The 22,228-nt window shown below is 66.1% G+C and carries 25 protein-coding genes and 1 tRNA gene; 3 read left to right on the forward strand and 23 right to left on the reverse strand.

Translation table 11 applies throughout. The features are described 5' to 3' along the window. The first annotated feature begins 34 nt into the window (after positions 1-34). On the forward strand, positions 35-1,501 hold the full coding sequence (locus AC1DER_RS06665; RefSeq protein WP_477247457.1) for a M20/M25/M40 family metallo-hydrolase: 1,467 nt from the start codon (positions 35-37) through the stop codon (positions 1,499-1,501). A gap of 221 nt (positions 1,502-1,722) precedes the next feature. Here the strand turns inward: AC1DER_RS06665 and AC1DER_RS06670 are convergent, their stop codons facing one another. The 23 genes from AC1DER_RS06670 to aspS form a co-directional block, all read right to left on the reverse strand. Next, positions 1,723-2,490 carry a tetratricopeptide repeat protein gene (locus tag AC1DER_RS06670; protein WP_477247459.1) on the reverse strand — a complete coding sequence of 256 codons (768 nt, stop codon included), beginning with the start codon at positions 2,488-2,490 and terminating at the stop codon, positions 1,723-1,725. Between the two features lie 135 nt (positions 2,491-2,625). Continuing rightward, entirely contained in the window at positions 2,626-3,066 is a 441-nt protein-coding gene (locus AC1DER_RS06675) for a pentapeptide repeat-containing protein (protein WP_477247461.1), read from the reverse strand. A 531-nt stretch (positions 3,067-3,597) separates the two neighbouring features. Beyond that, the gene (locus AC1DER_RS06680; RefSeq protein ID WP_477247464.1) at positions 3,598-4,056 is read right to left on the reverse strand and encodes a hypothetical protein; all 459 of its coding nucleotides are present in this window, start codon (positions 4,054-4,056) and stop codon (positions 3,598-3,600) included. A gap of 220 nt (positions 4,057-4,276) precedes the next feature. Next, positions 4,277-4,819: a DUF4279 domain-containing protein gene (locus AC1DER_RS06685; RefSeq protein ID WP_477247466.1), complete on the reverse strand. Its 543-nt coding sequence runs from the start codon at positions 4,817-4,819 to the stop codon at positions 4,277-4,279. Positions 4,820-4,870: 51 nt separating this feature from the next. Then, positions 4,871-4,946 (reverse strand) — tRNA-Lys (locus AC1DER_RS06690). Between the two features lie 110 nt (positions 4,947-5,056). Next, positions 5,057-5,755, reverse strand: coding sequence for a 7-cyano-7-deazaguanine synthase QueC (queC, locus tag AC1DER_RS06695; protein ID WP_477247468.1), 699 nt, complete (start codon positions 5,753-5,755; stop codon positions 5,057-5,059). Positions 5,756-5,801: 46 nt separating this feature from the next. Beyond that, positions 5,802-6,479 carry a 7-carboxy-7-deazaguanine synthase QueE gene (gene queE / locus AC1DER_RS06700; protein ID WP_477247470.1) on the reverse strand — a complete coding sequence of 226 codons (678 nt, stop codon included), beginning with the start codon at positions 6,477-6,479 and terminating at the stop codon, positions 5,802-5,804. A gap of 54 nt (positions 6,480-6,533) precedes the next feature. Then, complete coding sequence (gene ybgF / locus AC1DER_RS06705; RefSeq protein ID WP_477247472.1) at positions 6,534-7,349, reverse strand: tol-pal system protein YbgF; 816 nt, start codon at positions 7,347-7,349, stop codon at positions 6,534-6,536. A 12-nt stretch (positions 7,350-7,361) separates the two neighbouring features. Beyond that, positions 7,362-7,874: a peptidoglycan-associated lipoprotein Pal gene (gene pal / locus AC1DER_RS06710; protein ID WP_441816694.1), complete on the reverse strand. Its 513-nt coding sequence runs from the start codon at positions 7,872-7,874 to the stop codon at positions 7,362-7,364. A 102-nt stretch (positions 7,875-7,976) separates the two neighbouring features. Further along, a complete protein-coding gene (gene tolB, locus AC1DER_RS06715; protein WP_441816695.1) occupies positions 7,977-9,293 on the reverse strand; it encodes a Tol-Pal system beta propeller repeat protein TolB in 1,317 nt (438 codons plus the stop codon). 119 nt (positions 9,294-9,412) lie between these two features. Beyond that, complete coding sequence (gene tolA / locus AC1DER_RS06720) at positions 9,413-10,378, reverse strand: cell envelope integrity protein TolA (RefSeq protein WP_477247475.1); 966 nt, start codon at positions 10,376-10,378, stop codon at positions 9,413-9,415. Then, positions 10,378-10,839 (reverse strand): protein TolR, encoded by a 462-nt coding sequence (tolR, locus tag AC1DER_RS06725; RefSeq protein ID WP_441816697.1) that lies wholly within the window; start codon positions 10,837-10,839, stop codon positions 10,378-10,380. The genes tolA and tolR overlap by 1 nt, the downstream gene beginning before the upstream one ends. 93 nt (positions 10,840-10,932) lie before the next feature. After that, entirely contained in the window at positions 10,933-11,724 is a 792-nt protein-coding gene (tolQ, locus tag AC1DER_RS06730) for a protein TolQ (RefSeq protein ID WP_441816698.1), read from the reverse strand. A gap of 108 nt (positions 11,725-11,832) precedes the next feature. After that, positions 11,833-12,255: a tol-pal system-associated acyl-CoA thioesterase gene (gene ybgC / locus AC1DER_RS06735; RefSeq protein WP_441816699.1), complete on the reverse strand. Its 423-nt coding sequence runs from the start codon at positions 12,253-12,255 to the stop codon at positions 11,833-11,835. Next, entirely contained in the window at positions 12,245-13,285 is a 1,041-nt protein-coding gene (ruvB, locus tag AC1DER_RS06740) for a Holliday junction branch migration DNA helicase RuvB (protein WP_441816700.1), read from the reverse strand. Before ruvB ends, ybgC begins: the two co-directional genes overlap by 11 nt. A gap of 85 nt (positions 13,286-13,370) precedes the next feature. Further along, on the reverse strand, positions 13,371-15,290 hold the full coding sequence (locus AC1DER_RS06745) for a potassium transporter Kup (RefSeq protein ID WP_441816701.1): 1,920 nt from the start codon (positions 15,288-15,290) through the stop codon (positions 13,371-13,373). 37 nt (positions 15,291-15,327) lie between these two features. Beyond that, positions 15,328-15,918, reverse strand: coding sequence for a Holliday junction branch migration protein RuvA (gene ruvA / locus AC1DER_RS06750; protein ID WP_441816702.1), 591 nt, complete (start codon positions 15,916-15,918; stop codon positions 15,328-15,330). After that, complete coding sequence (gene ruvC, locus AC1DER_RS06755) at positions 15,915-16,442, reverse strand: crossover junction endodeoxyribonuclease RuvC (protein WP_477247480.1); 528 nt, start codon at positions 16,440-16,442, stop codon at positions 15,915-15,917. Before ruvC ends, ruvA begins: the two co-directional genes overlap by 4 nt. 17 nt (positions 16,443-16,459) lie before the next feature. Continuing rightward, a complete protein-coding gene (locus AC1DER_RS06760; protein ID WP_441816704.1) occupies positions 16,460-17,188 on the reverse strand; it encodes a YebC/PmpR family DNA-binding transcriptional regulator in 729 nt (242 codons plus the stop codon). Between the two features lie 105 nt (positions 17,189-17,293). Continuing rightward, entirely contained in the window at positions 17,294-17,977 is a 684-nt protein-coding gene (locus AC1DER_RS06765) for an esterase/lipase family protein (protein ID WP_477247482.1), read from the reverse strand. After that, entirely contained in the window at positions 17,949-18,461 is a 513-nt protein-coding gene (locus tag AC1DER_RS06770) for a GNAT family N-acetyltransferase (protein WP_477247484.1), read from the reverse strand. Before AC1DER_RS06770 ends, AC1DER_RS06765 begins: the two co-directional genes overlap by 29 nt. Positions 18,462-18,463: 2 nt before the next feature. Then, entirely contained in the window at positions 18,464-18,766 is a 303-nt protein-coding gene (locus AC1DER_RS06775; protein WP_477247486.1) for a DNA primase, read from the reverse strand. Positions 18,767-18,770: 4 nt separating this feature from the next. After that, positions 18,771-20,570: an aspartate--tRNA ligase gene (gene aspS / locus AC1DER_RS06780; RefSeq protein ID WP_477247488.1), complete on the reverse strand. Its 1,800-nt coding sequence runs from the start codon at positions 20,568-20,570 to the stop codon at positions 18,771-18,773. 134 nt (positions 20,571-20,704) lie between these two features. On the opposite strand from aspS, the gene AC1DER_RS06785 reads away from it, so the two are divergent. Together AC1DER_RS06785 and AC1DER_RS06790 are read left to right on the forward strand one after the other, a co-directional pair. Then, entirely contained in the window at positions 20,705-21,607 is a 903-nt protein-coding gene (locus AC1DER_RS06785; protein WP_477247490.1) for a DUF3011 domain-containing protein, read from the forward strand. A 201-nt stretch (positions 21,608-21,808) separates the two neighbouring features. Next, complete coding sequence (locus AC1DER_RS06790; RefSeq protein ID WP_441816710.1) at positions 21,809-22,216, forward strand: DUF3011 domain-containing protein; 408 nt, start codon at positions 21,809-21,811, stop codon at positions 22,214-22,216. Positions 22,217-22,228: the final 12 nt, after the last annotated feature.

The raw sequence follows: 22,228 nt of genomic DNA on the forward strand, positions 1-22,228 counted from the left end.
AAGGCGGATGAGGGCCCTTCGATCGAGGGGGCGATTGCGCAGCCTCGCGCAATTCGCGGACACAACCAAGGGGTTAGGCATGAAAATGATGGGGATGGCATTGGCGGTGGGCGCGTTGATCGCGGGTCCGGTCGTGGCACAGGTGCCGACCGGCAAAATGGACCCGCTGCGTCCTGACCAGCAACGCTTCTTCGAGCTCTACAAGCAACTGGTCGAGACCGACACCTCGGTCACCACCGGCAGTTGCACCCAGGCCGCCGGGCAGATCGCCGCGCGCCTGAAGGCAGCGGGCTTTGCCGACGACCAGATCACCCTGTTTTCGGTGCCCGAGCATCCGAAGGAGGGCGGGATCGTAGCCATCTACCCCGGCACGTCCAGCACGCTCAAGCCGATCCTGCTGCTGGCGCACATCGACGTGGTGGCGGCCAAGCGGGCCGACTGGGTGCGCGACCCGTACACGCTGGTCGAGGAGGGCGGCTACTACTACGCGCGCGGCATCGCCGACGACAAGATGATGGCGGCGACCTGGGCCGACACGCTGATCCGCTTCAAGCAGGACGGCTACAAGCCCGCGCGCACGGTCAAGATGGCGCTGACCTGCGGCGAGGAGACCGACACCGCGTTCAACGGGGCGCAGTACCTGGCCAACCACAAACGCGATTTGGTCGACGCGGCCTTCGCCCTCAATGAAGGCGGCGGCGGGGACACCGATGGCAAGGGGCACCTCGTCGCACAATCGATCCAGGTAGGCGAGAAGACTTACCAGGACTACAAGCTGGTCGCCACCAATCCCGGCGGACACAGCTCCCAACCCGTGCGCGAGAACGCGCTCTACGCCATGTCCGAGGCCTTGCTGAAGGTCGGAGGGCACGAGTTCCCGGCCGAGTTCAGTGACACTACCCGCGCCTTCTTCGCGCGCGCCGGCGCGGCGCGCAAGGATGAGTTGGGGGCGGCGATGGTGGCGTTGGCGAAGGATCCGGATGACGCCAGGGCGGCGGCTGTCGTCAATACCGACAAAGGCTTCCACTCGATGCTGCGCACGACGTGCGTGGCGACGATGATCAACGGCGGGCATGCGGTAAATGCACTTCCGCAGCGGGTCGAAGCCAACGTCAATTGCCGCATCTTCCCCGGCCATACGCCGGTGGAGATCCAGGACGCGCTGGCCCGGGTCATCGGCAATCCCGCCATCTCGATCGACCTGGCACGCAAGGACAAGCCCCTGGCCAAGTCGCCCGCGCTCGATCCGGCGATCATCGGCCCGATGGAGACGTTGAGTGCGAAGTACTTCCCCGGCGTGCCAGTGATCCCGTCGATGTCGACCGGCGCGACCGACGGACTCTACATGTCGGCCGTGGGTATCCCGACCTACGGCGTGCCCGGCATGTGGGGCGATCCCGATGGCAATGGCGCGCATGGGCTCAATGAACGGCTAGAAGTGCGCTCGGTTTATTTCGGGCGCGATTATCTGTTCGACCTGGTCAAGGCGTTGGCGCAGTAAGGGCGAAGCCGGTCCCCAGAACGAAAGAAAGGGGGGGGGCAGCATGGGGACGGAGGTAACCAAGTCAGTTCTGGAACCTCCGTCCAGTATTCAGGTCCGCCAACGGCGGGCCTACTTTGTTGCGAAAGGAGGAAGCACGGATTGCTACTGACGGATGTTCTGCTTCCGGCCAGAAGCGGACGTCAGCCCAGACGAGTAACGAAGCTACCTATGCCTCGTCCTCACCAGAACTGCCACCATGGCTTCACCTTCTGTGGCTTTCCGTCGGCCACGGTTGCTCGCGAATTCGGACCTCTTGGTCCGTCGAGATGCAATGCGTTCAGATAACGAAGATAGAGTTCACGATGATCTGGAAAACGCTCCGCGCCTTCACGGAAAATCGCGGCGGCCTCGTCATTCATGCCTAGCTTCATAAGGCACTCACCCCGAGAGAAGAAGGCCGCTTGCCCCTCTGGGTTCACTCGCAGTGACTCCTCGAAACCTCTGAGTGCAGTGACGTAATCGCCAAGCTCCATGTACGTGAAGGCCCGATTGTCGATTGCCTCGTAGAACAGAGGAAAGATATCGATGGCCTTGGAGTACTCCTCGATAGCCTCTGCACGCTTCTCGATGTCTCCAAGCGCGCATGCACGGCGGTAATGGTCGTTCGCACGAGCGACAAGGCCGCTCACATCCTGCCCGGTAACGCTCGCGAAGCGTGCGAAGTCCGTCAGCTTGAGATACTCGTGGAATCCTTCCAGCTCATCGTCGGCCACCGGGCAGGAACATAGAACTTCCCATCCGCTTCGATACCCCTCTGCGGCGATGGGGGCGTGCATTACCGAAACCCTGAGGGATTCCAGGTTGTCTTCCGCCGGCCTCTCTTCTACAGGCTCATACAGGCAGCAGTGAAACACTTCACTGCCATCCGACCAACGATCGACCGCTAGCAGTTTGACTGCGGACCAGCCTGTGTCCCGCCGGCGAATGAGCAGGTCGCCTGCCTTCATGCTTTCACCCCAGTAATCTTGGCGAGCACACCGGGTCCGCTTCGTGTCGGAAGCGGACATTGGCAGCACCGCCGCCATCCGTCCCGGCCATATGTCCGCTATCGGCCAGAAGCGGCCACTCGGCAAGGCAAACCCTTAGCCAGCACTGACCATGCCCGCAGCGTCGGGGTCGAAGCCCGCAGGAAATCGAGTTTCTGGGTCGTATTCCGCCCCGACAAGGTTGCATCGGTTGAGGCTGGCATCTGTCAGATCAGCACCCTGCAACCGGGTTGGAGCACCAAGGTTGTCGAGCGCGAGGTTGGCGCGGCGAAGATTGGCACCAACGAGCTTGGAGCTCATCAGATTGGCCCCGCGCAAGTCTGCATCCTCGAAGTTACAGCAAGACAGGTCAGAGCCCTCCAACAACGCCCCGTAAAGCGAGGATCCCGCGAAGCTGTGACCGCGGAGAGTCGAGACGTTAGGCGCAGCAAGACCATCGAGGTTTCCATGCTCAAGGTCGAGAGAATCCGCTGGGAGGTAAACGGCGGCGATGTGACTACCGTAGTCATCCATGATGGCAACGCGACGCTTCGACATGTTGGCTAAGCACCTAACAGGCTGACTTGTGAACCGATTGTGGACCAGCCGCGCCGGCGGCCCTACCCCATGACCGCTTTCGTCCAGAAGCGGACGCGCACTTACCCAAACAAGCGCCGCTAAGCCTTGCGCCTGCCGACGAGGACAGAGGCCCGAATCAGAACCGGAGCAACCATGATCCAAGATGCAACCGCGAGGCTCAGCACAAGAGCATCTAGAGATGAGATACCGAAGAACGTAGCTAGAAAGAGCGCCGCAACGAACGAGGCAAATGCGGCCAGGACAGAACTTGTCACTAGCCAAAGCCCAGGGTTCTGGCGCTGGAGTGGGAAGATCAGGAACACGACAAGCGCCACCGCCGAAACGAGCGTGGACATGGCTAAGGTGACCAGGACGTACCCGACAGATTCCATCTCTTATCCTGTGCTGCGAGTGCCGAGGCGATGACCGCTTTGGGTCGGAAGCGGACGTTAGCACCGGTCCCGGCGCTCAGGAAGTCTCTGATGTCCGCTACCGGCCAGAAGCGGCCTGTCATGCCGGCGCCGGATCGGGACACTTACCGCTCGCAACCTGCGAAGAAGTTGCGTGCTCGATTGGGTTAGGCTCCCAACCCATTGCCTCAATCTCGTACCCTCGCAACTCTTGAGCCGTCGCGACAAGCGCATTCGGAATCTCGGCCTGACGCTCCGCGAAGCGGACCAACGCGTTTGTCGACAGATCAACACCTGAAGCTCCGTGAGTGCTGTCGAAGACCGCAAAGCGCTCGGCCCAAACGCCGGTTTGCTTCTTGAGTAAACGCGATTGATCAGTTGTCAGATGAAAGACATAGGGCGTGCGCGTGCTGTCTCGATGGCATTTACGGATATAGTCCAGGCGCGCGGCCTGATGAGGGGTCAGGTCGATGGTCGTGCTCTTTCCAGGAAATCTCCCTTCACGGAGCACCCAGCCATCGGCTACGGCTGGGCCCGCGAGCAACGACAGGAGGAGCATGCCCATAAGCCTTGGCGACCAACGCATCGTACGGTGCCTCCTCAGGAGCGGACTGATCCAACCACGTCAATCAGATCACCAAACCGATTCACGACAGACGACAGTGGCTCCCTGCCTGACTTGCGATTCGGGTCGGAAGCGGACATTAGCACCGCACCGGACCAGCCAGCCTACCCCAATGACCGCCTCGGCGAAAAACGGCCATTCGCAGCACGCTGCTCTATCGCGGGCCGTCTCCGATGGCTCTGACAGGATCATCCTCTTGCCCATAAATGTCGAAGTCCAAGGACAGTCGAAGTGACACGCACTTCTCCAGCAGTTCTTGCCTCAGTGAGAAGCCACCGTTGAAGGCCTCAAGGAAGAACCCGATGAACAACTCGGCAGAACCGCCCGTCGCGGAGTTCAGATCAAGCGCGTCGCGGAACTGTTCCAGACTGACAAGTATTGCCAGCAATGAGCTCTCGAAGTCCGACTCGCCAATTTCGATCGAGGCGCACCAGTAGGAATCGAGGCGCACGCCGTTGAGCGGGGTGCCACGTGGTGAAGTGCGAGGCTCCCCGGCGGTCCATTGGCGGACCGGTTCGATGCCAATCAATCGTGTGAAATGCGACAGATCCGCAGACGGATGCCGGAATCGAAGCGAAACTTTGTGGCGGTATGGAAACAGAAGGTCCTCCGCAGAAGTGCACAGTTCGCTCAAAGGCCTGCTTCGGGTCGATAGCGGCCATTGTTGCAGTAGAGAAGCACCGAAGCCTCCCTCCACGAATTACGGAGGCAAGCGCGGCAAACTGGAGCCCTAGGGCACTACTGCAAATGGTGGGCCGTGACGGATTCGAACCGTCGACCAGCGGATTAAAAGTCCGATGCTCTACCGACTGAGCTAACGGCCCACTTGGAACTTCCTGCGCCCGTGGTGGTTGCGGGCTGCGCACCCGGCCTTGCGCCGGGCGAGCATTCTAGCGCACGCCGCCACCGCGATGCAGTCCGCGGCGGCGCTTGTTCAGACGTAACGCGTGGGGTCGGCCACGCCGGCCGCAGCGAAACCTTCGGCGCGCAGGCGGCAGGCGTCGCAATGGCCGCAGGCGCGGCCCAGGTCGTCGGCCTTGTAGCACGATACGGTGTCGGCGAAATCCACGCCCAGGCGCACGCCCTCGCGGACGATGTCGGCCTTGCTCATGAACTGCAGCGGCGCGTGCACGCGGATGCCGGCGCCCTCGACGCCTGCCTTGGTGGCGAGGTTGGCCAGGTCCTGGAATGCGCTGATGAACTCGGGGCGGCAATCGGGGTAGCCCGAGTAGTCCACGGCGTTGACGCCGCAGAAAATGTCGGCCGCACCCAGCACTTCGGCCCAGCCCAGCGCGACCGACAACATGATCGTGTTGCGCGCCGGCACATACGTCACCGGGATGGCGTCCTTGGCCGCGGCCTGGCCGATGGCATGGCCGTCGTCGTCGGTGGGCACCGAGATGTTTTCGTCGGTGAGCGCCGATCCGCCGATGCTGCGCAGGTCGACGTTCACGGTCTTGTGCGCGACCGCGCCCAGCGACTTCGACACGAGGTCAGCGGCGTCGAGCTCGGAAGTATGGCGCTGACCGTAGCGCACGCTCAGCGCGTGCACGGCGTAGCCCTGCTCGCGGGCAATGGCGATGACCACGGCGGAGTCCATCCCGCCCGATACCAGGACCACAGCGTTCTTCATCACGTCAATCCACTGGGGGAACCATCTGCGCAACGACGGCGCGCGATCAGCGACCGGGCTCGTCGTTCCACAGGATCTTGTGCAACTGCAGCTGGAATCGCACCGGCAACTTGTCGGCGACGATCCAGTCGGCCAGGTCGCTGGGCTTGATCTGGCTGAAGCTCGGCGAGAACAGCACGTCGCAGACCGCGGCCAGGCCATGCTCGGCGACCACGCCTTTGGCCCAGTCGTAGTCCTCGCGCGAGCAGATCACGAACTTGACCTGGTCGTGCGGGGTCAGCAGCGGCAGGTTCGACCACAGGTTGCGGTGGACTTCCATCGACCCCGGCGTCTTGATGTCGAGGATGCGCGAGACGCGCGCGTCGACCTGGCTGATGTCGATCGCACCGGAAGTCTCCAGCGACACTTCGTAGCCGGCATCGCACAGGCGCTGAAGCAGGCCGATGCAGCGCTTCTGCGAAAGCGGCTCGCCACCGGTCACGCAGACATGGCGGGCGCCGTGGCCGGCAACCTCTTCCAGGATGTCGTCGATCTGGTGCCACTCGCCACCGTGGAAGGCATAGGCGGTGTCGCAGTACTGGCAGCGCAGCGGGCAGCCGGTCAGGCGCACGAATACGGTCGGCCAGCCGATGCTGCGGGCTTCGCCCTGCAGGGACAGGAATATCTCGGTGATCCGCAGCCGCTCCGGCGAGGCTGCGGCCGCTTCGGCGGGGACGGCGTTCATCGCAGTGATTTTAAAGGATCTTGCGCGGCAGATGCCGGCCTTTCAGGCCGTGGCTCAGCGCAGGCGGCCGAGCTGGATCGCGTTGAGGCGGTCGCTGGCGGCGCGGGCGGCGTCGGTGCCGGGGTACTTGGAGGAGACTTCGGCCAGCGTGCGCTCGGCCGTTTCGACCTGCTTGAGGCCGATCTGCGACAGGCCGACCTTGAGCATCGCGCCCGGGGCCTTGTCGTGGGTCGGGAAGCGCTCGAGCAGCGACTGGAACTGGACCAGGGCCATCTCGTAATTCTGGGTGACGTAATAGCTTTCGCCGAGCCAATACAGCGCATTGGGGGCGTAGGCGCCCTGCGGGTAGGTCTCGATGAAGGCCTGGAACAGGCGCGCGGACTGGACGTAGTCGCCGGCCTTGAGGGCATTGAAGGCGGCATCGTAGGCCGAGCGCTCATCGGCACCCTGGGCCAGCGAGCCCTTGTCGCCGTAGACCGCCGGGGGGCGGTCCCTGGTAGATGCGGAAGGCGCCGGGGTCCTGGCCGGCTTGGCCGGTGCCGCGGCAGGTGCCGGGGTGCCGGTTGCCGCGGGCGCTACCGCGCCGCTTTCGAGCCGGTTGATCCGGCCGTCGAGGTCCAGGTACTGGGCCTTGCCGCTTTCCAGCAGCTGGCTGTTCTGCTGCTGCAGTTCTTCGATCTGCGAACGCAGGGCCTGCACTTCGCTACGCAGCTGGCTGACCTGGTTGAGGAGGTCGACATTGCCCTGGTTGTTGGCGGCCTGCTGCTCGAGCACGGCCACGCGGTCAGCCAGGCTGGCCCGCTGCGCGACAGCGGGCGCGGCGACCACGAGGGTCGCCGCGAACGCCATGGCAAGTAACGTCTTGCGCATCATCGCCAGCTATTACTTGGCGGTGTACACGATCTCGACGCGACGGTTCTTGGCCCAGCAATCTTCGTTCGAGTCGGTGCAGACCGGACGCTCTTCGCCGTAGCTGGTGACCGTGATCTGGCTGCCCGAGCCGCCATTGGCCTGGACGGACGAGGACACGGCGTTGCCGCGGCGCTCGCCGAGGCCCAGGTTGTACTCGCGGCTGCCGCGCTCGTCGGCGTTGCCTTCCAGGGTCATGCGGGCCGACGGACGGTCACGCAGGTACTTGGCGTGGCAACCGACGATGGCCTGGAACTCCGGACGCAGGCTGTCCTGGTCGAAGTCGAAGTAGACCACGCGCTGGCGCAGGCAAGCGTCGGTGTCCAGATCGTTCGGGCCGTACACGCCCGAGGTGACCGGAGCTTCAGCAGCCGGAGCGGTGGTCGGCGTTTCGGCCGGCGGCGGGGTTTCCTTGACCTTCTTGGAGCAGGCCACAGCCGCGGTGCAGAGCACGGCGGTGAGCAGGATGCGAGCGGTGTTGTTCATGGTTTTCCTCGTCATTCAAGCAGGGACAGATACGGGGCAAGCGGAAGTGAAACAAGAAACGTATTGCTATCTCGCTGGTCCAACCGGATGGGTGGGGAGGGCTCAGCGAGGCAAACGGAACGGCCCCCAAGCCGGCTCACGCACGTCCCCATCCGCAAGCACCAGGCGCTGGCGCACCCGGGCATCGGACGAAACGGCGTAGAGCACGCCCCGGCGGCCCTCGCGCGCAGCATAAAGGATCATCGCGCCATTCGGGGCAAAGCTGGGCGACTCGTCCAGGGAACCGGGCGAAAGTGTGCTCCAGCGCGCAGCTCCCAGGCTGCTGTCCATCATGGCGATCCGATAGGTATTTCCGGCGCCCTGGGCGGTGGCGATCTTCTTGCCGTCGGCGGAAATGCTGGCGCTGGCGTTGTAGCTGCCCTGGAACGTAACGCGGGTGGCGCTGCCGCCGCTGGACGGAACCGAGTAGATCTGCGGGCGGCCTCCGCGGTCGGAGGTGAAGTAGATGGTGCCGCCGTCAGCGCTCCAGCTCGGCTCGGTATCGATGCTGAAGTGGTTGGTCAGCTGGGTCAGCGCCTTGCTGCCCAGGTCCATCACGTAGATCTCGGGGTTGCCGCTGCGCGACAGGGTCAGGGCCAGGCGACGCCCGTCCGGCGAGAACGACGGGGCGCCGTTGATGCCGCGGAACTTGGCGATCAGCTCGCGGCTGCCGGAGGTGATGTTCTGGATGTAGATCGAGGAGTTGCCGCCCTCGAAGCTGACATAGGCCAGACGGCCGCCGTCCGGGCTCCACGACGGCGACAGCAGCGGCTCGGGCGAGCGCACCACGGTCTGCGGGTTGAAGCCGTCGGAGTCGGCGACCATCAGCGCGTACTGCGCGCCCTTGCCGGTACCGATGGCAGTGACATAGGCGATACGGGTGAAGAAGGCGCCGCGGATGCCGGTGATCTTCTCGTAGACCGCGTCCGCGACCTGGTGGGCGACGTCGCGCATGGCGTTGGCGCGCGCGGTCAGGGCGAAGCCGAGCAGGCGCTGCTGCTTGGCCACGTCGAACAGCTCGTACTCCAGGCGGTAGCTGCCGGCGCCGGCGTCGAGGACGCGGCCGACGACGATGAAATCCTGGTTCAGGGCGCGCCAGGTCGGGTAGTTGATCTCCCCGCCCTTGGTCGGCTTCTCGATGATGTCCTTGTCCGGCAGCGGCCGGAACTGGCCGGAGCGGGCCAGGTCGGCGCTGACCACCTGGGCAAGGTCGGTCTCCGGCGCGGTCGCGCTGCCCTGGTAGGGCATCGGCACCACCGCGATCGGGAGTGCAGCGGCGTTACCGCCGACGATGTCGATCTCCAGACCCTGCTGGGCGGAAGCGGCGACAGGCAGCAACAGGGCGAGCAGCGAGGCAAGCCAGGCGAGGGGTCGGTTCATCGGTGCTCCAGTGATGCGGTCATTCAGCTTTGCAATTGTTAACAGGCATCGGGTGAACGTGGGCTCAAGCTCGAGCCCCTCTCCCGCTTGCGGGAGAAGGGTCGGGGTGAGGGCATCCCTCAGCGGTCCTGCGCCGTGAAGTTCAGCGTCAGGTTGCGCGCGAACACCTTCTCGAACCCGGCATACGGCAGCGGCTGCGCCTTTCGCACGGCGGCCTCGATCGAGCGTTGGCCCTGCTCATCGTAGGCGCACGGCGATGACACTTCCGCGCTCATCACCTGGCCGCCGGGCAATTGCCGGATCAGCAGGGTGCAGCGCGCTCCGATCGGCACGGTTTCCGGACGCGTCCACTTGCTCAGGATCGCCTCCTGCAAGGCGGCGGCATAGCGCGCCTGCAGGCCGGTATCGATGCCGTTGTTGCCCGGCGGCGGGCTGGCTTCGCTGCTGCCGGTGGCCGCCGTCGAGCGCGCGTCGGCAACCTGCTGCGCACGCTGGTTGGCCAGGTTGGCGGCGCGCTCGGCGGCCGTCCGTTCGCGGGTCGCGGCTTCGCGCTTGCGGCGGATCTCGGCCAGTTTCTGCTCGCGCTCCTGGTCCTGCTGCTCGGCCAGGCGGCGCTGCTTTTCGACCTGTTCCTGGCGCTTCTGCTCGGTCAGGTCGACCTGGTCCTGCTTGCGCTTGGCTTCCTGGACCTTGTCTTCCTCGGCCGCGATCGGCGTTGGCTGGTCGACCACCGCGTCCTGGTTGGTGTTGTCCGGGACCGGGATGAAATCCTGGGCCTGCGGCTGCGGCGTGACCACCGAGTCTTCCGGACGCGGTTCCGGCAACGGCTGCGGCAATGGCGCGGCCTCCTCCGGTTCCGGCGGCGGCAGTTCGGCCGGCTTGGGGCGCTTTTGCAACGTGCGCTGCATCGCCGGCGACAACGCATTGGCGTCGATCAACTCGGCGGTCACGGGCGATCCCACCGCCGAAACCTGGGCCGTGGTGCGTGTCCACAGCAGCCCGACGAACATCAGGGCAAACAGCAACGCGTGCAGACCCAGCGCCTGCCAGATCGCCCGCGCGGTGTCGGCGCGCGACTCCCGCATCAGCGACCCGCCTTGGTGGCCTGACCCTGGGCCTGATCGGGCTGGCTCATCAGGCCAACCTTTTTCACGTTCGCGCTCTGCAACAGCACCAGCGCGTCCATCACCTTCTGGTAGTTGGCCTTGGCATCGCCGGCCACGAACACCGCAACATCCGGGTTCTGCGCGACGATCGCCGAGACCTTGGCCTGCAGCGCCTCGGCGGTGACCGCCTCGTTGCTGCCGGCCTTCAGGGCCAGGAAGTAGTGACCGTTGGGGTCGACGCTGACGACGACCGGGTCCTTCTTTTCCTGGATCGACTTGGCGTTGGACTGCGGCAGGTCGATGTCGACGCCCAGGTTCAACAGCGGCGCGGTGACCATGAAGATGATCAACAGCACCAGCATCACGTCGATATAGGGAACGACGTTGATCTCTGCCTTCAGCTTGCGCTTGCGATGGCGGCGCGCGGTGATACCGGCCATGGCCTTCCTCTCGTAACTAGTGGTTCAAGGCCAGGGACTGGCCCTTGAAGGTCCGCTCGCCAGGGGCGTGCGGGACATTGCGAGGAAGCCCGATCACGGCTCGTCGAGGTTGGCCTGACGTTGCAGGATCGAGGAGAACTCTTCGGAGAAAGCGTCGTAGCGCACCGACATGCGTTCGACCTTGGTCGCGTAGCGGTTGTAGGCCCACACCGCCGGGATCGCCGCGAACAGGCCCATCGCCGTGGCGATCAGCGCTTCCGAGATACCCGGGGCGACCGTGGCGATGGTCGCTTCCTTCATGTTGGCCAGGCCCTGGAACGAAATCATGATGCCCCACACCGTGCCGAACAGACCCACGTACGGGCTGATCGAACCGACGTTGGCGAGGAACTCCAGGTTGTGCTCCAGCCCGTCGATCTCGCGCGAACCGGTCGCGCGCATCGCGCGCTGGGCGCCTTCGAGCTGCATGCGGCTGTCGGCGCCGCGGCGCTGGCGCAGGCGGCCGAATTCGCGGAAGCCGGCTTCGAAGATCGCTTCCAGGCCGCCGATCTCGCGGTTGCGCTCGGTGGTGCCGGCATAGAGCTTGGACAGCTCGGCGCCGGACCAGAAGCGTTCCTCGAACTGGTCGGCTTCGCGCGCGGCGCGGTCGAGCACGCGCTTCTTGCGGAAGATGATGACCCACGAGGCGATCGAACCGAACAGCAGCAACAGCATCACCAGCTGCACCGGAATACTGGCGTGCAGCACCAGTTGCAGCAGGTTCAGGCTGTTGGTGTCGGCCGCGCCGGTGGTCAGCGCCTGCGCGGCGGTCGTCGCGGCATTGGCGGCCTCTTCCGGCAGGGGCTCCACCGCGGTGGCCTGCAGTGCTGTCAACAGTGGGGTCATGCTCGGTTCTCCGTGCCCGTCACGCGGGACTGTGTGCAACTTGGGGGAATGCCTGATCGAACAAAAAAACGGGTGAAGGGCAAATCGGGGTTACAGCGGCAAATCGGGTTACAGCGGACGCTCTAGCGCCTTGAGCTGGTCGTACAGCGGCTGCGGGATCGGGCGCGGACGGAAGCCATCGGCATCCAGCGCAGCCACCCGTACCTGCGCGGTCAGCAGCAGGTCGCCACCGCGGCCGATCGCCTGGGTGAAGATCGCGCTGGCGCGGCGGCACTCCTGCAACGCGACCGACACCGCCAGGGCATCGTCGAGCCGTGCCGGCTTGAGGAAGTCCAGCTGCATGGCGCGAACCGCGAACACCAGCCCGTGCTCCAGGCGCAGCAACTCCTGGCCGTATCCCTGCGCACGCATCCATTCGGTCCGCGCGCGCTCGAGAAACGCCAGGTATTGCGCGTGGTAGACCACCCCACCGGCGTCGGTATCTTCCCAGTAGACCCGTGTCGGCCAACTGAACGCCGCATCAACCGTCACGCTCGACCTCCTCGAAAAGCCCGCCGGAGCCGGCTTTCGGCTTCAGGCCGATGTGGCGGTAGGCCTTCGCCGTGGCCATGCGGCCGCGTGCGGTGCGGATGAGATAACCCTGCTGGATCAGGTAGGGCTCGATCACGTCCTCGAGCGTGCCGCGCTCCTCGCTCAGCGCCGCGGCCAGCGATTCCACGCCGACCGGGCCGCCGTCGAAGGACTCGATGATGATCTTGAGCATGCGCCGGTCGAGCTCGTCGAAGCCCTCCGGGTCGACCTTGAGCATCGCCATCGCCGCATCGGCGACCTCGCGGGTGATGTCGCCGCCGGCGCGCACCTGGGCGAAGTCGCGAACGCGCCGCAGCAGGCGGTTGGCGATGCGCGGGGTACCGCGCGAGCGGCGGGCGATTTCGGCCGCACCTTCCGGCTCGCAGGCGATGCCGAGGATCTTGGCCGAGCGGCGCACGATCCGGGTCAGCTCTTCGGCGCTGTAAAACTCCAGGCGCTGGACGATGCCGAAGCGGTCGCGCAGCGGCGCGGTCAGCAGGCCGGCGCGGGTGGTCGCGCCGATCAGGGTGAACGGCGGCAGGTCGAGCTTGATCGAACGGGCGGCGGGGCCCTCGCCGATCATGATGTCGATCTGGTAGTCCTCCATCGCCGGATAGAGAACTTCCTCGATTGCCGGCGAGAGGCGGTGGATCTCGTCGACGAACAGCACGTCGTGCGGCTGCAGGTTGGTCAGCAGCGCGGCCAGGTCGCCGGCCTTCTCGATCACCGGGCCGGAGGTCTGGCGCAGGCCGACGCCGAGCTCGTTGGCGATGACGTGGCTCAAGGTGGTCTTGCCCAGGCCGGGCGGTCCGAAGATGAGGACGTGATCGAGGGCCTCGCCGCGTGCCTTGGCGGCCTCGATATAGATCTTCATCTGCTCGCGCACCGGCACCTGGCCGAGGTATTCGTCCAGCCGCTTGGGCCGGATGGACGCCTCGATGGCCTCGTCCTCGCGGGTGGCGCCGGCGGCGATGATGCGGGAGTCATTCATGCCCGTATGTTCGCACGCGCGCGGCCCCGGAGGCATGGCGCAGGGCCTCAAAACCGGGATCCCGGCGCCGCCGGGATAGCGGCGGTCAGATCTCGACCTGCGCCCCCAGCTCCACCAGGCGGTTGCCGGGGATGCGGAAGAAGCCCGTCGCCGGCGCCGCGTTGCGGTGCATGAAGGCGAACAGTTTGTCGCGCCAGATCGGCATGCCGCGATGGCGCGTGGCCACCACGGTCTCGCGACTGGCGAAATAGGTGGTGTCCATCGGGTCGAAATAGGTACCGCCGGCATCGCACGAGCGCATCAGCGCCAGCGGCACGTCAGGCACTTCCATGAAGCCGAAGCGGATCAGCACGCGGTAGAAGTCGTCGCCGATGGCCTGGATCTTCAGGCGCTTGTCGCGCGGCGCGTACGGGACGTTGAGCGTCTCCACCGTCAGGAACACGTTGCGGTCGTGCAGCACCTTGTTGTGCTTGAGGTTGTGCAGCAGCGCGTGCGGCACCACGCCCTTGTCGGCGGTCATGAAGATCGCCGTGCCCGGCACGCGCACCGGCGGCGCCAGCATCAGGCCGGGCAGGAAGCTGTCGAGCGAGATGCCTTCCTTGCGCACTTCGTCGTGCAGCAGCTCACGGCCACGGCGCCAGGTGCGCAGCAGGGTGAACACGACCAGGCCCAGCAGCAGCGGGAACCAGGCGCCGTCGAAGAACTTGGCGCCGTTGGCGATGACGAAGCCGACATCGACCACGAAGAACAGCAGGCACAGCGGCAGCACCCAGGTGCGCCAGCGCGGCCACAGCGCGCGCGCGACCAGCGCCAGCAGCAGCGTGTCGATCAGCATCGTCGCCGACACCGAGATGCCGTAGGCCGTGGCCAGTGCGGTCGAGCTGCGGAACATCAGCACCACCGCCAGCACCGCGATCATCAGCAGCCAGTTGATGTACGGCACGTAGATCTGGCCGATGGTCGACTGCGAGGTGTGCTTGACCTGCATGCGTGGGATGTAGCCCAGCTGCATCGCCTGGCGTGCAACCGAGAAGGCGCCGGTGATCACCGCCTGCGAGGCGATCACCGCGGCCATCGTCGCCAGCACGATCATCGGGTACAGCGCCCACGCCGGCACCGCCTCGAAGAACGGATTCTTGACCGCGTCCGGGTGGCCGAGCACGAACGCGCCCTGCCCCAGGTAGTTCAGCATCAGGCACGGCAGCACCAGCGTATACCAGGCGTAGCGGATCGGCCGCGGGCCGAAATGGCCCATGTCGGCGTACAACGCTTCGCCACCGGTCACCGCCAGCACCACCACGCCCAGGATCAGCACCGAGTGCGAACCGTGCTCGATGAAGAATCGCGCGCCCCACATCGGGTTGAGCGCCTTGAGCACTTCCGGCGCATCGACGATGTTGTGGACGCCGATCGCCGCCAGCGCCAGGAACCAGACCGTGGTGATCGGCCCGAAGATCCGCCCGACCTTTTCGGTGCCGAAACGCTGGGCGAAGAACACCATCACCAGGATGACCACCGCGATCGGCACGATGAACCGGTGCAGGCCCGGCGCGGCGACCTCCAGGCCCTCGACCGCGCCGAGCACGGTGATGGCCGGGGTGATCACGCTGTCGCCGAAGAACAGCGACGCACCGAAGATGCCGAGGATACCGATGACGTAGGCCGAGCGCGAGCCCTTGGGCAGCGTGCGCTGCGCCAGCGTCATCAACGCCATGATGCCGCCCTCGCCTTCGTTGTCGGCGCGCATGATGATGGTGACGTACTTGAGCGTCACCGTGATCATCAACGCCCAGAACACCAGCGACAGGATGCCCAGCACGGTGTCGTGGTTGCCGATCAGGCCAAAGTGCGGCGAGAACGCCTCTTTCAGGGTGTACAGCGGGCTGGTACCGATGTCGCCGAAGACGACGCCGATGGCACCGATGACAAGGCCGCCCAGCCCCTGTTTGCCATGGCTGTGCTGCGCGCCATTGGCGGAGGTGGAAGGGTTGACTGAAGAGGACATGGAGTTGGTTGCTCGGGGCGGCAGGGCCGCCGTGGCGTCAACGAAGCGCGGACTTTAGCGCTTTGCGGATGATGGTGGCGGCGTCGTCGCCGGCGGCCGTGGCTTCGCGCGCCATGCGCACGGCCTCGGTCGGCTTGTAGCCCAGCTGCTGCAGGGCAATGACCGCTTCGCTCTGGGGGTCGGCGGCGGCGCCGTTGCCGGACAGGGTCGCGCCGACGCCTGCAAGGTCGGCGGCGCGGTCGCGCAGTTCGACCACCATGCGCTCGGCGGTCTTCTTGCCGATGCCCGGGATGCGGGTCAGCGCGGTGATGTCGCCGACCTGGACCAGGCGCGCGAACTCGTCGACCGACACGCCAGAGAGCACTGCCAGGGCGATCTTGGCGCCAATCCCCGAGACCTTCTGCACGTCGCGGAACAGGCGACGCTCGCCCTCGTGCAGGAAACCGTACAGCGAGACGCTGTCTTCCTTCTGCGCGTAATGGGTGAACAGCGCGACCTCACGCCCGACGTCGGGCAGGTCGTAGAAGGTGCTCATCGGCGCCTCGAGCTCGTAGCCGACGCCGTGCACGTCCACCACCAGCCACGGCGGCTGCTTGTGGACGAGGATGCCTTTCAGACGACCGATCATGCGCCGCGTCTCCGCAACAGGTGGGTGGCCACGCCGGTGCGGGCCGCGGTCGCGCTCATGTGCGCGTGGGTGAGCGCCACGGCCAGGGCATCGGCGGCGTCGGCCTGCATCTTCTGCTCCGGCAGGTTCAACAGCAGCCGGACCATGTGCTGGACCTGATCCTTCTCGGCCGCGCCGCGACCCACCAGCGACTGCTTGATCACGCGCGGTGCGTACTCGCTGATCGGAATGCGCCGGCGCACCACCGTCGCCAGCGCCGCGCCACGGGCATGGCCGAGCTTGAGCGCCGAGGTCGCCGACTTGGCCATGAACACGGTCTCGATCGCGACCTGGTGCGGCTGCCATTCGTCCAGCAGCGCCTCCAGCCCGTCGCACAGCAGCCCCAGCCGCGACGGAAAATCCTCGGCTTCGAGCAGGACCAGCGCGCGCGCATGCACGAACGTGCAGCGGCCATCGGTGGCGACGTCAATGACGCCGACACCGGTGCGCTGGGAACCGGGGTCTATCCCGAGGATTCTGATCACGTGTCGAGCTTACGCCGTCAGGCGTAGGCATCCTCGCCGAGGTCGGCATTGGAGTAGACGCTCTGGACGTCGTCCATGTCTTCCAGCCAGCGCAGCAGCTTGACCACCTGCTGCGCGGTCTCGCCACTGACGGCGATGTCGTTGTCGGCGCGCATCGTCACTTCGGCGATGTCGGCCTTCAGGCCGGCGGCTTCCACGGCAGTCTTGACCGTGGCGAAAGCGTCGGGCGCGGTGACCACGTCGATCGCGCCGTCGTCGTAGACGACGACGTCATCGGCGCCGGCGTCGATCGCCAGCTCGGTCACCTTGTCTTCGCTGGCGCCGGCGGCGAAGGACAGCACGCCGACCTTCTTGAACATGAATGCCACCGAGCCATCGGTGCCGAGGTTGCCGCCGAACTTGCCGAACGCATGGCGCACGTCGGCAACGGTGCGGACCTTGTTGTCGGTCAGGCAGTCGACGATCACGGCGACGCCGCCCGGGGCATAGCCCTCGTAGCGGATTTCTTCGTAGACCACGCCTTCGAGTTCGCCGGTGGCCTTCTTGATGGCGCGTTCGATCACGTCCTTGGTCATGTTGACCGACAGGCCCTTGTCCACGGCCACGCGCAGGCGCGGATTGCCCGACGGGTCGCCGCCGCCGGCGCGTGCCGCGACGCCGATTTCCCGGATTATCTTGGTGAAGATCTTGCCGCGCTGCGCGTCTACCGCGTTCTTGCGGGCCTCGATCGAGGGGCCTCTACCCATGAACTTGTTCCAGGCTGTTGCTTTGGCGAAGGCGGGATTTTACTCGATTGGGCAGAACGTGCCGCCCGTCGCGAATCGACCGGCCTCAGGCCCCGAAACGCCGGCTCAGGACCCGAAGCGGCCGCTGCGCAGGAACCCGGCGACCAGCCCGGCGACCTGCCGGGAGTAGACCAGTCCGGTGTGGCTGGTGCTGACCACCGTGTGGTCGGCCAGGCCCGGCAGCCGGGTCTCGGCGACCGCCACGGTGCCGTCGTTTTCCTCGGCGAAATGGCCGAAGTACTTGCCCAGCCCCAGCGAGGTGCGGCCGGCGACCACCCCCACTTCGGCGCTGCCCGACCAGGGGGCGCAGCCTTTTCGCAGCATCTGGGCGCTGCGTCCCAGCGTCGGCGCGGTCCAGGCGTAGCCGGCCAGGCCACTGGCCGCGGCGCTGCCGCACAGGGGCGAACCCAGGCAGACCACGCGTTCGACCGGGACCGCAGGGTGGCGCTGGAGGGCGGTCAGCGTGACCAGGCCACCGAGGCTGTGGGCCACGACATGCGCCGGGGCTTTGTCCAGGTGGTCGGCCAGGCGCGGGATCGCCGCGTCCGGGCCACCGGCGACCGTGGCGTAGCCGAAGAACTCCGGGGCGAATCCCGCCTCGCGCAGGCGCTGGGCCAACCAGTGCATCGACAGGCGGGGCATCCAGAGCCCGTGGAGGAGGACTACGCGGGTGGTGGGCATGGGGGATTGATGGTGGCGATCGGGGGCAATGCAACTGCCGCTACGCCGACCGGCGCAGGATGAACTCATGGTCACGGGTACCGCCGACCACGAAGTCGTAATCGCCGACCCGCCCGAACCCGTACCGCGCATAGAACCGCTGGGCGCCAAGATTCTCGCTCCAGACGCCAATCCACAGCGTCCTGGGGCCATCGCGCAGCAGCCATTCCTGCGCCGTCTCGAACAACCGCGCACCCCAGCCGCCGTTCTGATGCTCGCGCAGCACATACAGCCGCTTGAGCTCGCCATCGCCGTCGGCGACATCGGCATGCGGCAGGCCACAGGGGCCGGCCGCGGCATGGCCGACGGCCTTGCCCTCCACTTCCAGCAGCCACACCGCGTAGTCCGGGTGGCCGAGGATCATCTTCTGCTTGTCGACGGCATAGCTGTCGCGCAGGAAGAATGCCAGGTCGGCCTCCGGGTATTGATGCCCGAAGGTCTCGGTGAAGGTCTGCGCGGCCAGGGCCGACACGGTTTCCGCGTCGGCCACGGTGGCTCGTCGAATCGTCGCCACGATCAGACTTCCTCGTCCGCCTCTTCTTCCTCGTCGGCGTCCTCGTCTTCTTCGTCGCCTTCCTCGGCGTCCTCGCCTTCCTCGGCGTCTTCTTCTTCCTCGTAGTCCTCGTCGCCGAAGTCCTCGCCGTCCCAGCGGAACTGGCCATCGGCGACGAAGGTCATCGTCAGCTGTCCGCCGGCAGTACGCGTGCGCACCAGCCAACCACCGAACACCTGCGCGCGCTCGGTCACCAGGCCGGCACCCGCGGCCGAACCGGTTTCACCCAATGCTTCCCACTCCAGGTCCAGAGCAACTTCCGTCATGCGCTTACTTCCCTTCCTTCTTCGGGCGAACTTGAATGTGCACTTCCGCCAGCTGCGCATCCGGCACCACCGACGGCGCGCCGGTCATCAGGCACTGCGCGGTGGTGGTCTTCGGGAACGCGATGACGTCGCGGATCGACTCGGTGCCGGCCATGAGTGCGGCGATGCGGTCGATGCCGAAGGCGATGCCACCGTGCGGCGGCGCGCCGTACTTGAGGGCGTCGAGCAGGAAGCCGAACTTGCCCTGGGCCTCTTCCGCGCCGATGCCGAGCAGCTCGAACACCGCCGACTGCATCGCCGAGTTGTGGATGCGGATCGAACCGCCGCCGATCTCGTTGCCGTTGAGCACCATGTCGTAACCGCGGCTCACTGCCGTCCTGGCGTTGGCGCGCAGGTCGGAAATCGAATCGACCGCCGGCGCGGTGAAGGGGTGATGCAGGGCGACGTAGCGGTTCTCTTCCTCGTCCCACTCGAACATCGGGAAGTCGGTGACCCACAGCGGCGCCCAGCTGTCGGCGACCATGCTCAGGTCCTTGCCCAGCTTCAGGCGCAGCGCGCCCATGAAGTCGCTGGCGGACTTGTACGTTGCCGCGCCGAAGAAGATCGCGTCGCCGCTCTGCGCGCCGGTGGCCGACAGGATCGCGGCCAGCGTGGCGTCATCGAGGAACTTGGCGATCGGTGAATTGACGCCTTCGCGACCCTTGCCGGCGTCCTCGACCTTCATCCACGCCAGACCCTTGGCGCCGAACTTGGCCGCGTGCGCGCCGTAGTCGTCGATCTGCTTGCGGCTGAGCGTCGCGGCGCCCGGAACGCGCAGCGCGACCACGCGGCCGTCCTCGTGATTGGCCCAGTCGGTGAAGACCTTGAACTCGCAGTTCTTCACCAGCTCGGCGATGTCGGTGAACTCCATCGCGATGCGCAGGTCCGGCTTGTCCGAACCGTAGCGGCGCATGGCTTCGGCGTAGGTCATGCGCGGGAATTGCGCGGCCAGTTCAACGCCCATCACTTCACGGAACACCGAACGGATCATCTCCTCGGTCAGGTCCTGCACGTCGCGCTCGGACACCCACGCGAACTCCATGTCGAGCTGGGTGAATTCGAGCTGGCGGTCGGCGCGCAGCGCTTCGTCGCGGAAGCAGCGCGCGATCTGATAATAGCGATCGAAGCCGGCCATCATCAGGATCTGCTTGAACAGCTGCGGCGACTGCGGCAACGCGTAGAACTCGCCGTGGTGCATGCGCGCCGGCACCAGGAAGTCGCGCGCGCCTTCCGGCGTGGCCTTGGTCAGGATTGGCGTTTCGATGTCCTGGAAGCCGCGCTCGTCGAGGTAACGGCGCAGCGCCTGCACCAGCTTGATGCGGGTGCGCATCTTGCGCTGCATTTCCGGCGTGCGCAGGTCGAGGTAGCGGTACTGCAGGCGGATGTCCTCACCCGGATTCTCGTGGGCGTGGAACGGCAACGGCTCGGCCTTGTTGAGCAGCTCGATCTTCGTCGCGACCACTTCGACCTGGCCGGTGCGGATCTTGGCGTTGACCGCCTCGCGCTTGCGCACGACGCCGGTGATGCGCAGGCAGTCCTCGTAGCCCACCTGTGCCGCGGCGGCGATCACGGCAGCGTTGACCTCACCCGCGCCCAGCGCCTTGTCCTGGGTCGGCTCGGCCACGATCTGGACGATGCCTTCGTGGTCGCGCAGGTCGATGAAGCACAGGCCGCCGAGGTTACGGGCAACGTCGGCCCAGCCGCACAAAGTGACGGTCTGTCCGATCAGGGCCTCATCGATGAGGCCGCAATAATGGGTACGCATGGGGGCTCCGGGGTAAAACAACGTCCGGCCAAGGGCAGGCCGGAGAACACGTCATTTTAACGGCACCGGCGGGTTACTTGCCCGCGGATCTCAGCCAACGTGGCCGAGGCGGCCATTTCGACCCCGGGGGTCCCATGAACCGCCCGATCAAACCCTGGTTTCTGGCGTTGTGCCTGGCGCTGCTCGCCCTTCCGGCCGCCGCGCAGCAGCGCGCCTATGCGCCGGAAGACCTGCGCAGCCTGTCCTACGAGGACCAAATGCGGGTCATCAGCCGCGAATACGAGGATCAGTCCTACGGGCGCCGGATCCCGGACGACCAGTTGCAGTTCTACCTCGACCAGGTCAACCGCTCGAACTGGCGCTTCAGCCAGATCAAGGCCGATATCGCCGTGTCCCTGGGCGGTTCGCCGACGTCGCCCTCGACCCCGGTCCGCTGCGAGAGCTTCAACGGCCGGGCGCAGGTCTGCAGGGTGCCGTGGAATGGCGACTCGCGACTGCTGCGGCAGCTGTCCAGCGTGCCCTGCGTCGAAGGCCGCAGCTGGCAGTCCCAGCGCGGCCAGGTCTACGTGAGCAACAACTGCCGGGCCGAATTCGCCTCGGCAGGGCCGACGACATTGCCCGGCGGTCCGGTTGGCCAGAGCGTGACTTGCGAGAGTTTCAACAACCAGGCGAGCATCTGCCGCGTGCCCTGGCAGGGCCGGTCGCGTTTGATGCGGCAGTCCTCGGGCAGCCAGCCGTGCATCGAAGGCCAGACCTGGCAATCGCAGAACGGCCAGGTCTACGTCGGTCGCAACTGCCGGGCGGAGTTTGTCGCCCTGGGCACCGTGCAGCCGGTCGCGCCGGCGCCAGGCACGCCGTCGGTGGTGTGCACCAGCGTCGATGCCCGCCCCAAGGGCTGCCAGTGGCCGAGCGGAACCGGCGCGCCGCGCCTGATCCAGCAGCTGTCCAGCCAACCGTGCGTACAGGGTCGGACCTGGGGCTTCACCGGCAGCGCGATCTGGGTCAGCCAGGGCTGCAGCGGGCGCTTTGGTTACTGACGCTGCCTCCACGCCCGCGGGCATATAGAAGGGGCGCTGGCGCGGCCGTTCCGTGCCAGCCCCCGCCGCCGAAACAGCCATGCGAAATTCGTCCTCAAGTTTCCCGTGCGACGGCCGATGTCGTGGCAGGACCCGCATTCGGCGCAGCCGGCCAATGGTCCCGTCCAAGTCAGACCCGGCCCATCCAGGAGCAAGAGCGTCATGGCGACAGTGCCCAAGCAAGCGGTTTGGCTGTTGAGCCTGACCCTGCTGGCGACGCCCATTCTTTCGCCGGCACGCGGCGCAGGCGGCGCGTTCGTCGCGCCGATGATGGCCAGCAGCAGCAGTGGGCAAATGCAGGTTGGCCTGACCCTGCTTGCTCCCGATTCGACCACCACGCAGCCACCCGACCCGGCCAGCCTGGACTTCCCGGCGTCACCGAACGCCGTGCTGTGCCACAGCCCCAACCGCGGTTATCGCGAATGCCGTACGCCGTTCCGCGGCCCGGTGCGGCTGTCGCGTGAGATCACCGGCACCCGCTGCGTCGAAGACCGCAACTGGGGCTGGCGCGATGGCGCGATCTGGGTGGACCAGGGCTGCGGAGCGGTATTCATGCGCATCGGGGTCTGACCCAGCTGCACG

The organism is Lysobacter sp. 05T417 (assembly GCF_056396405.1).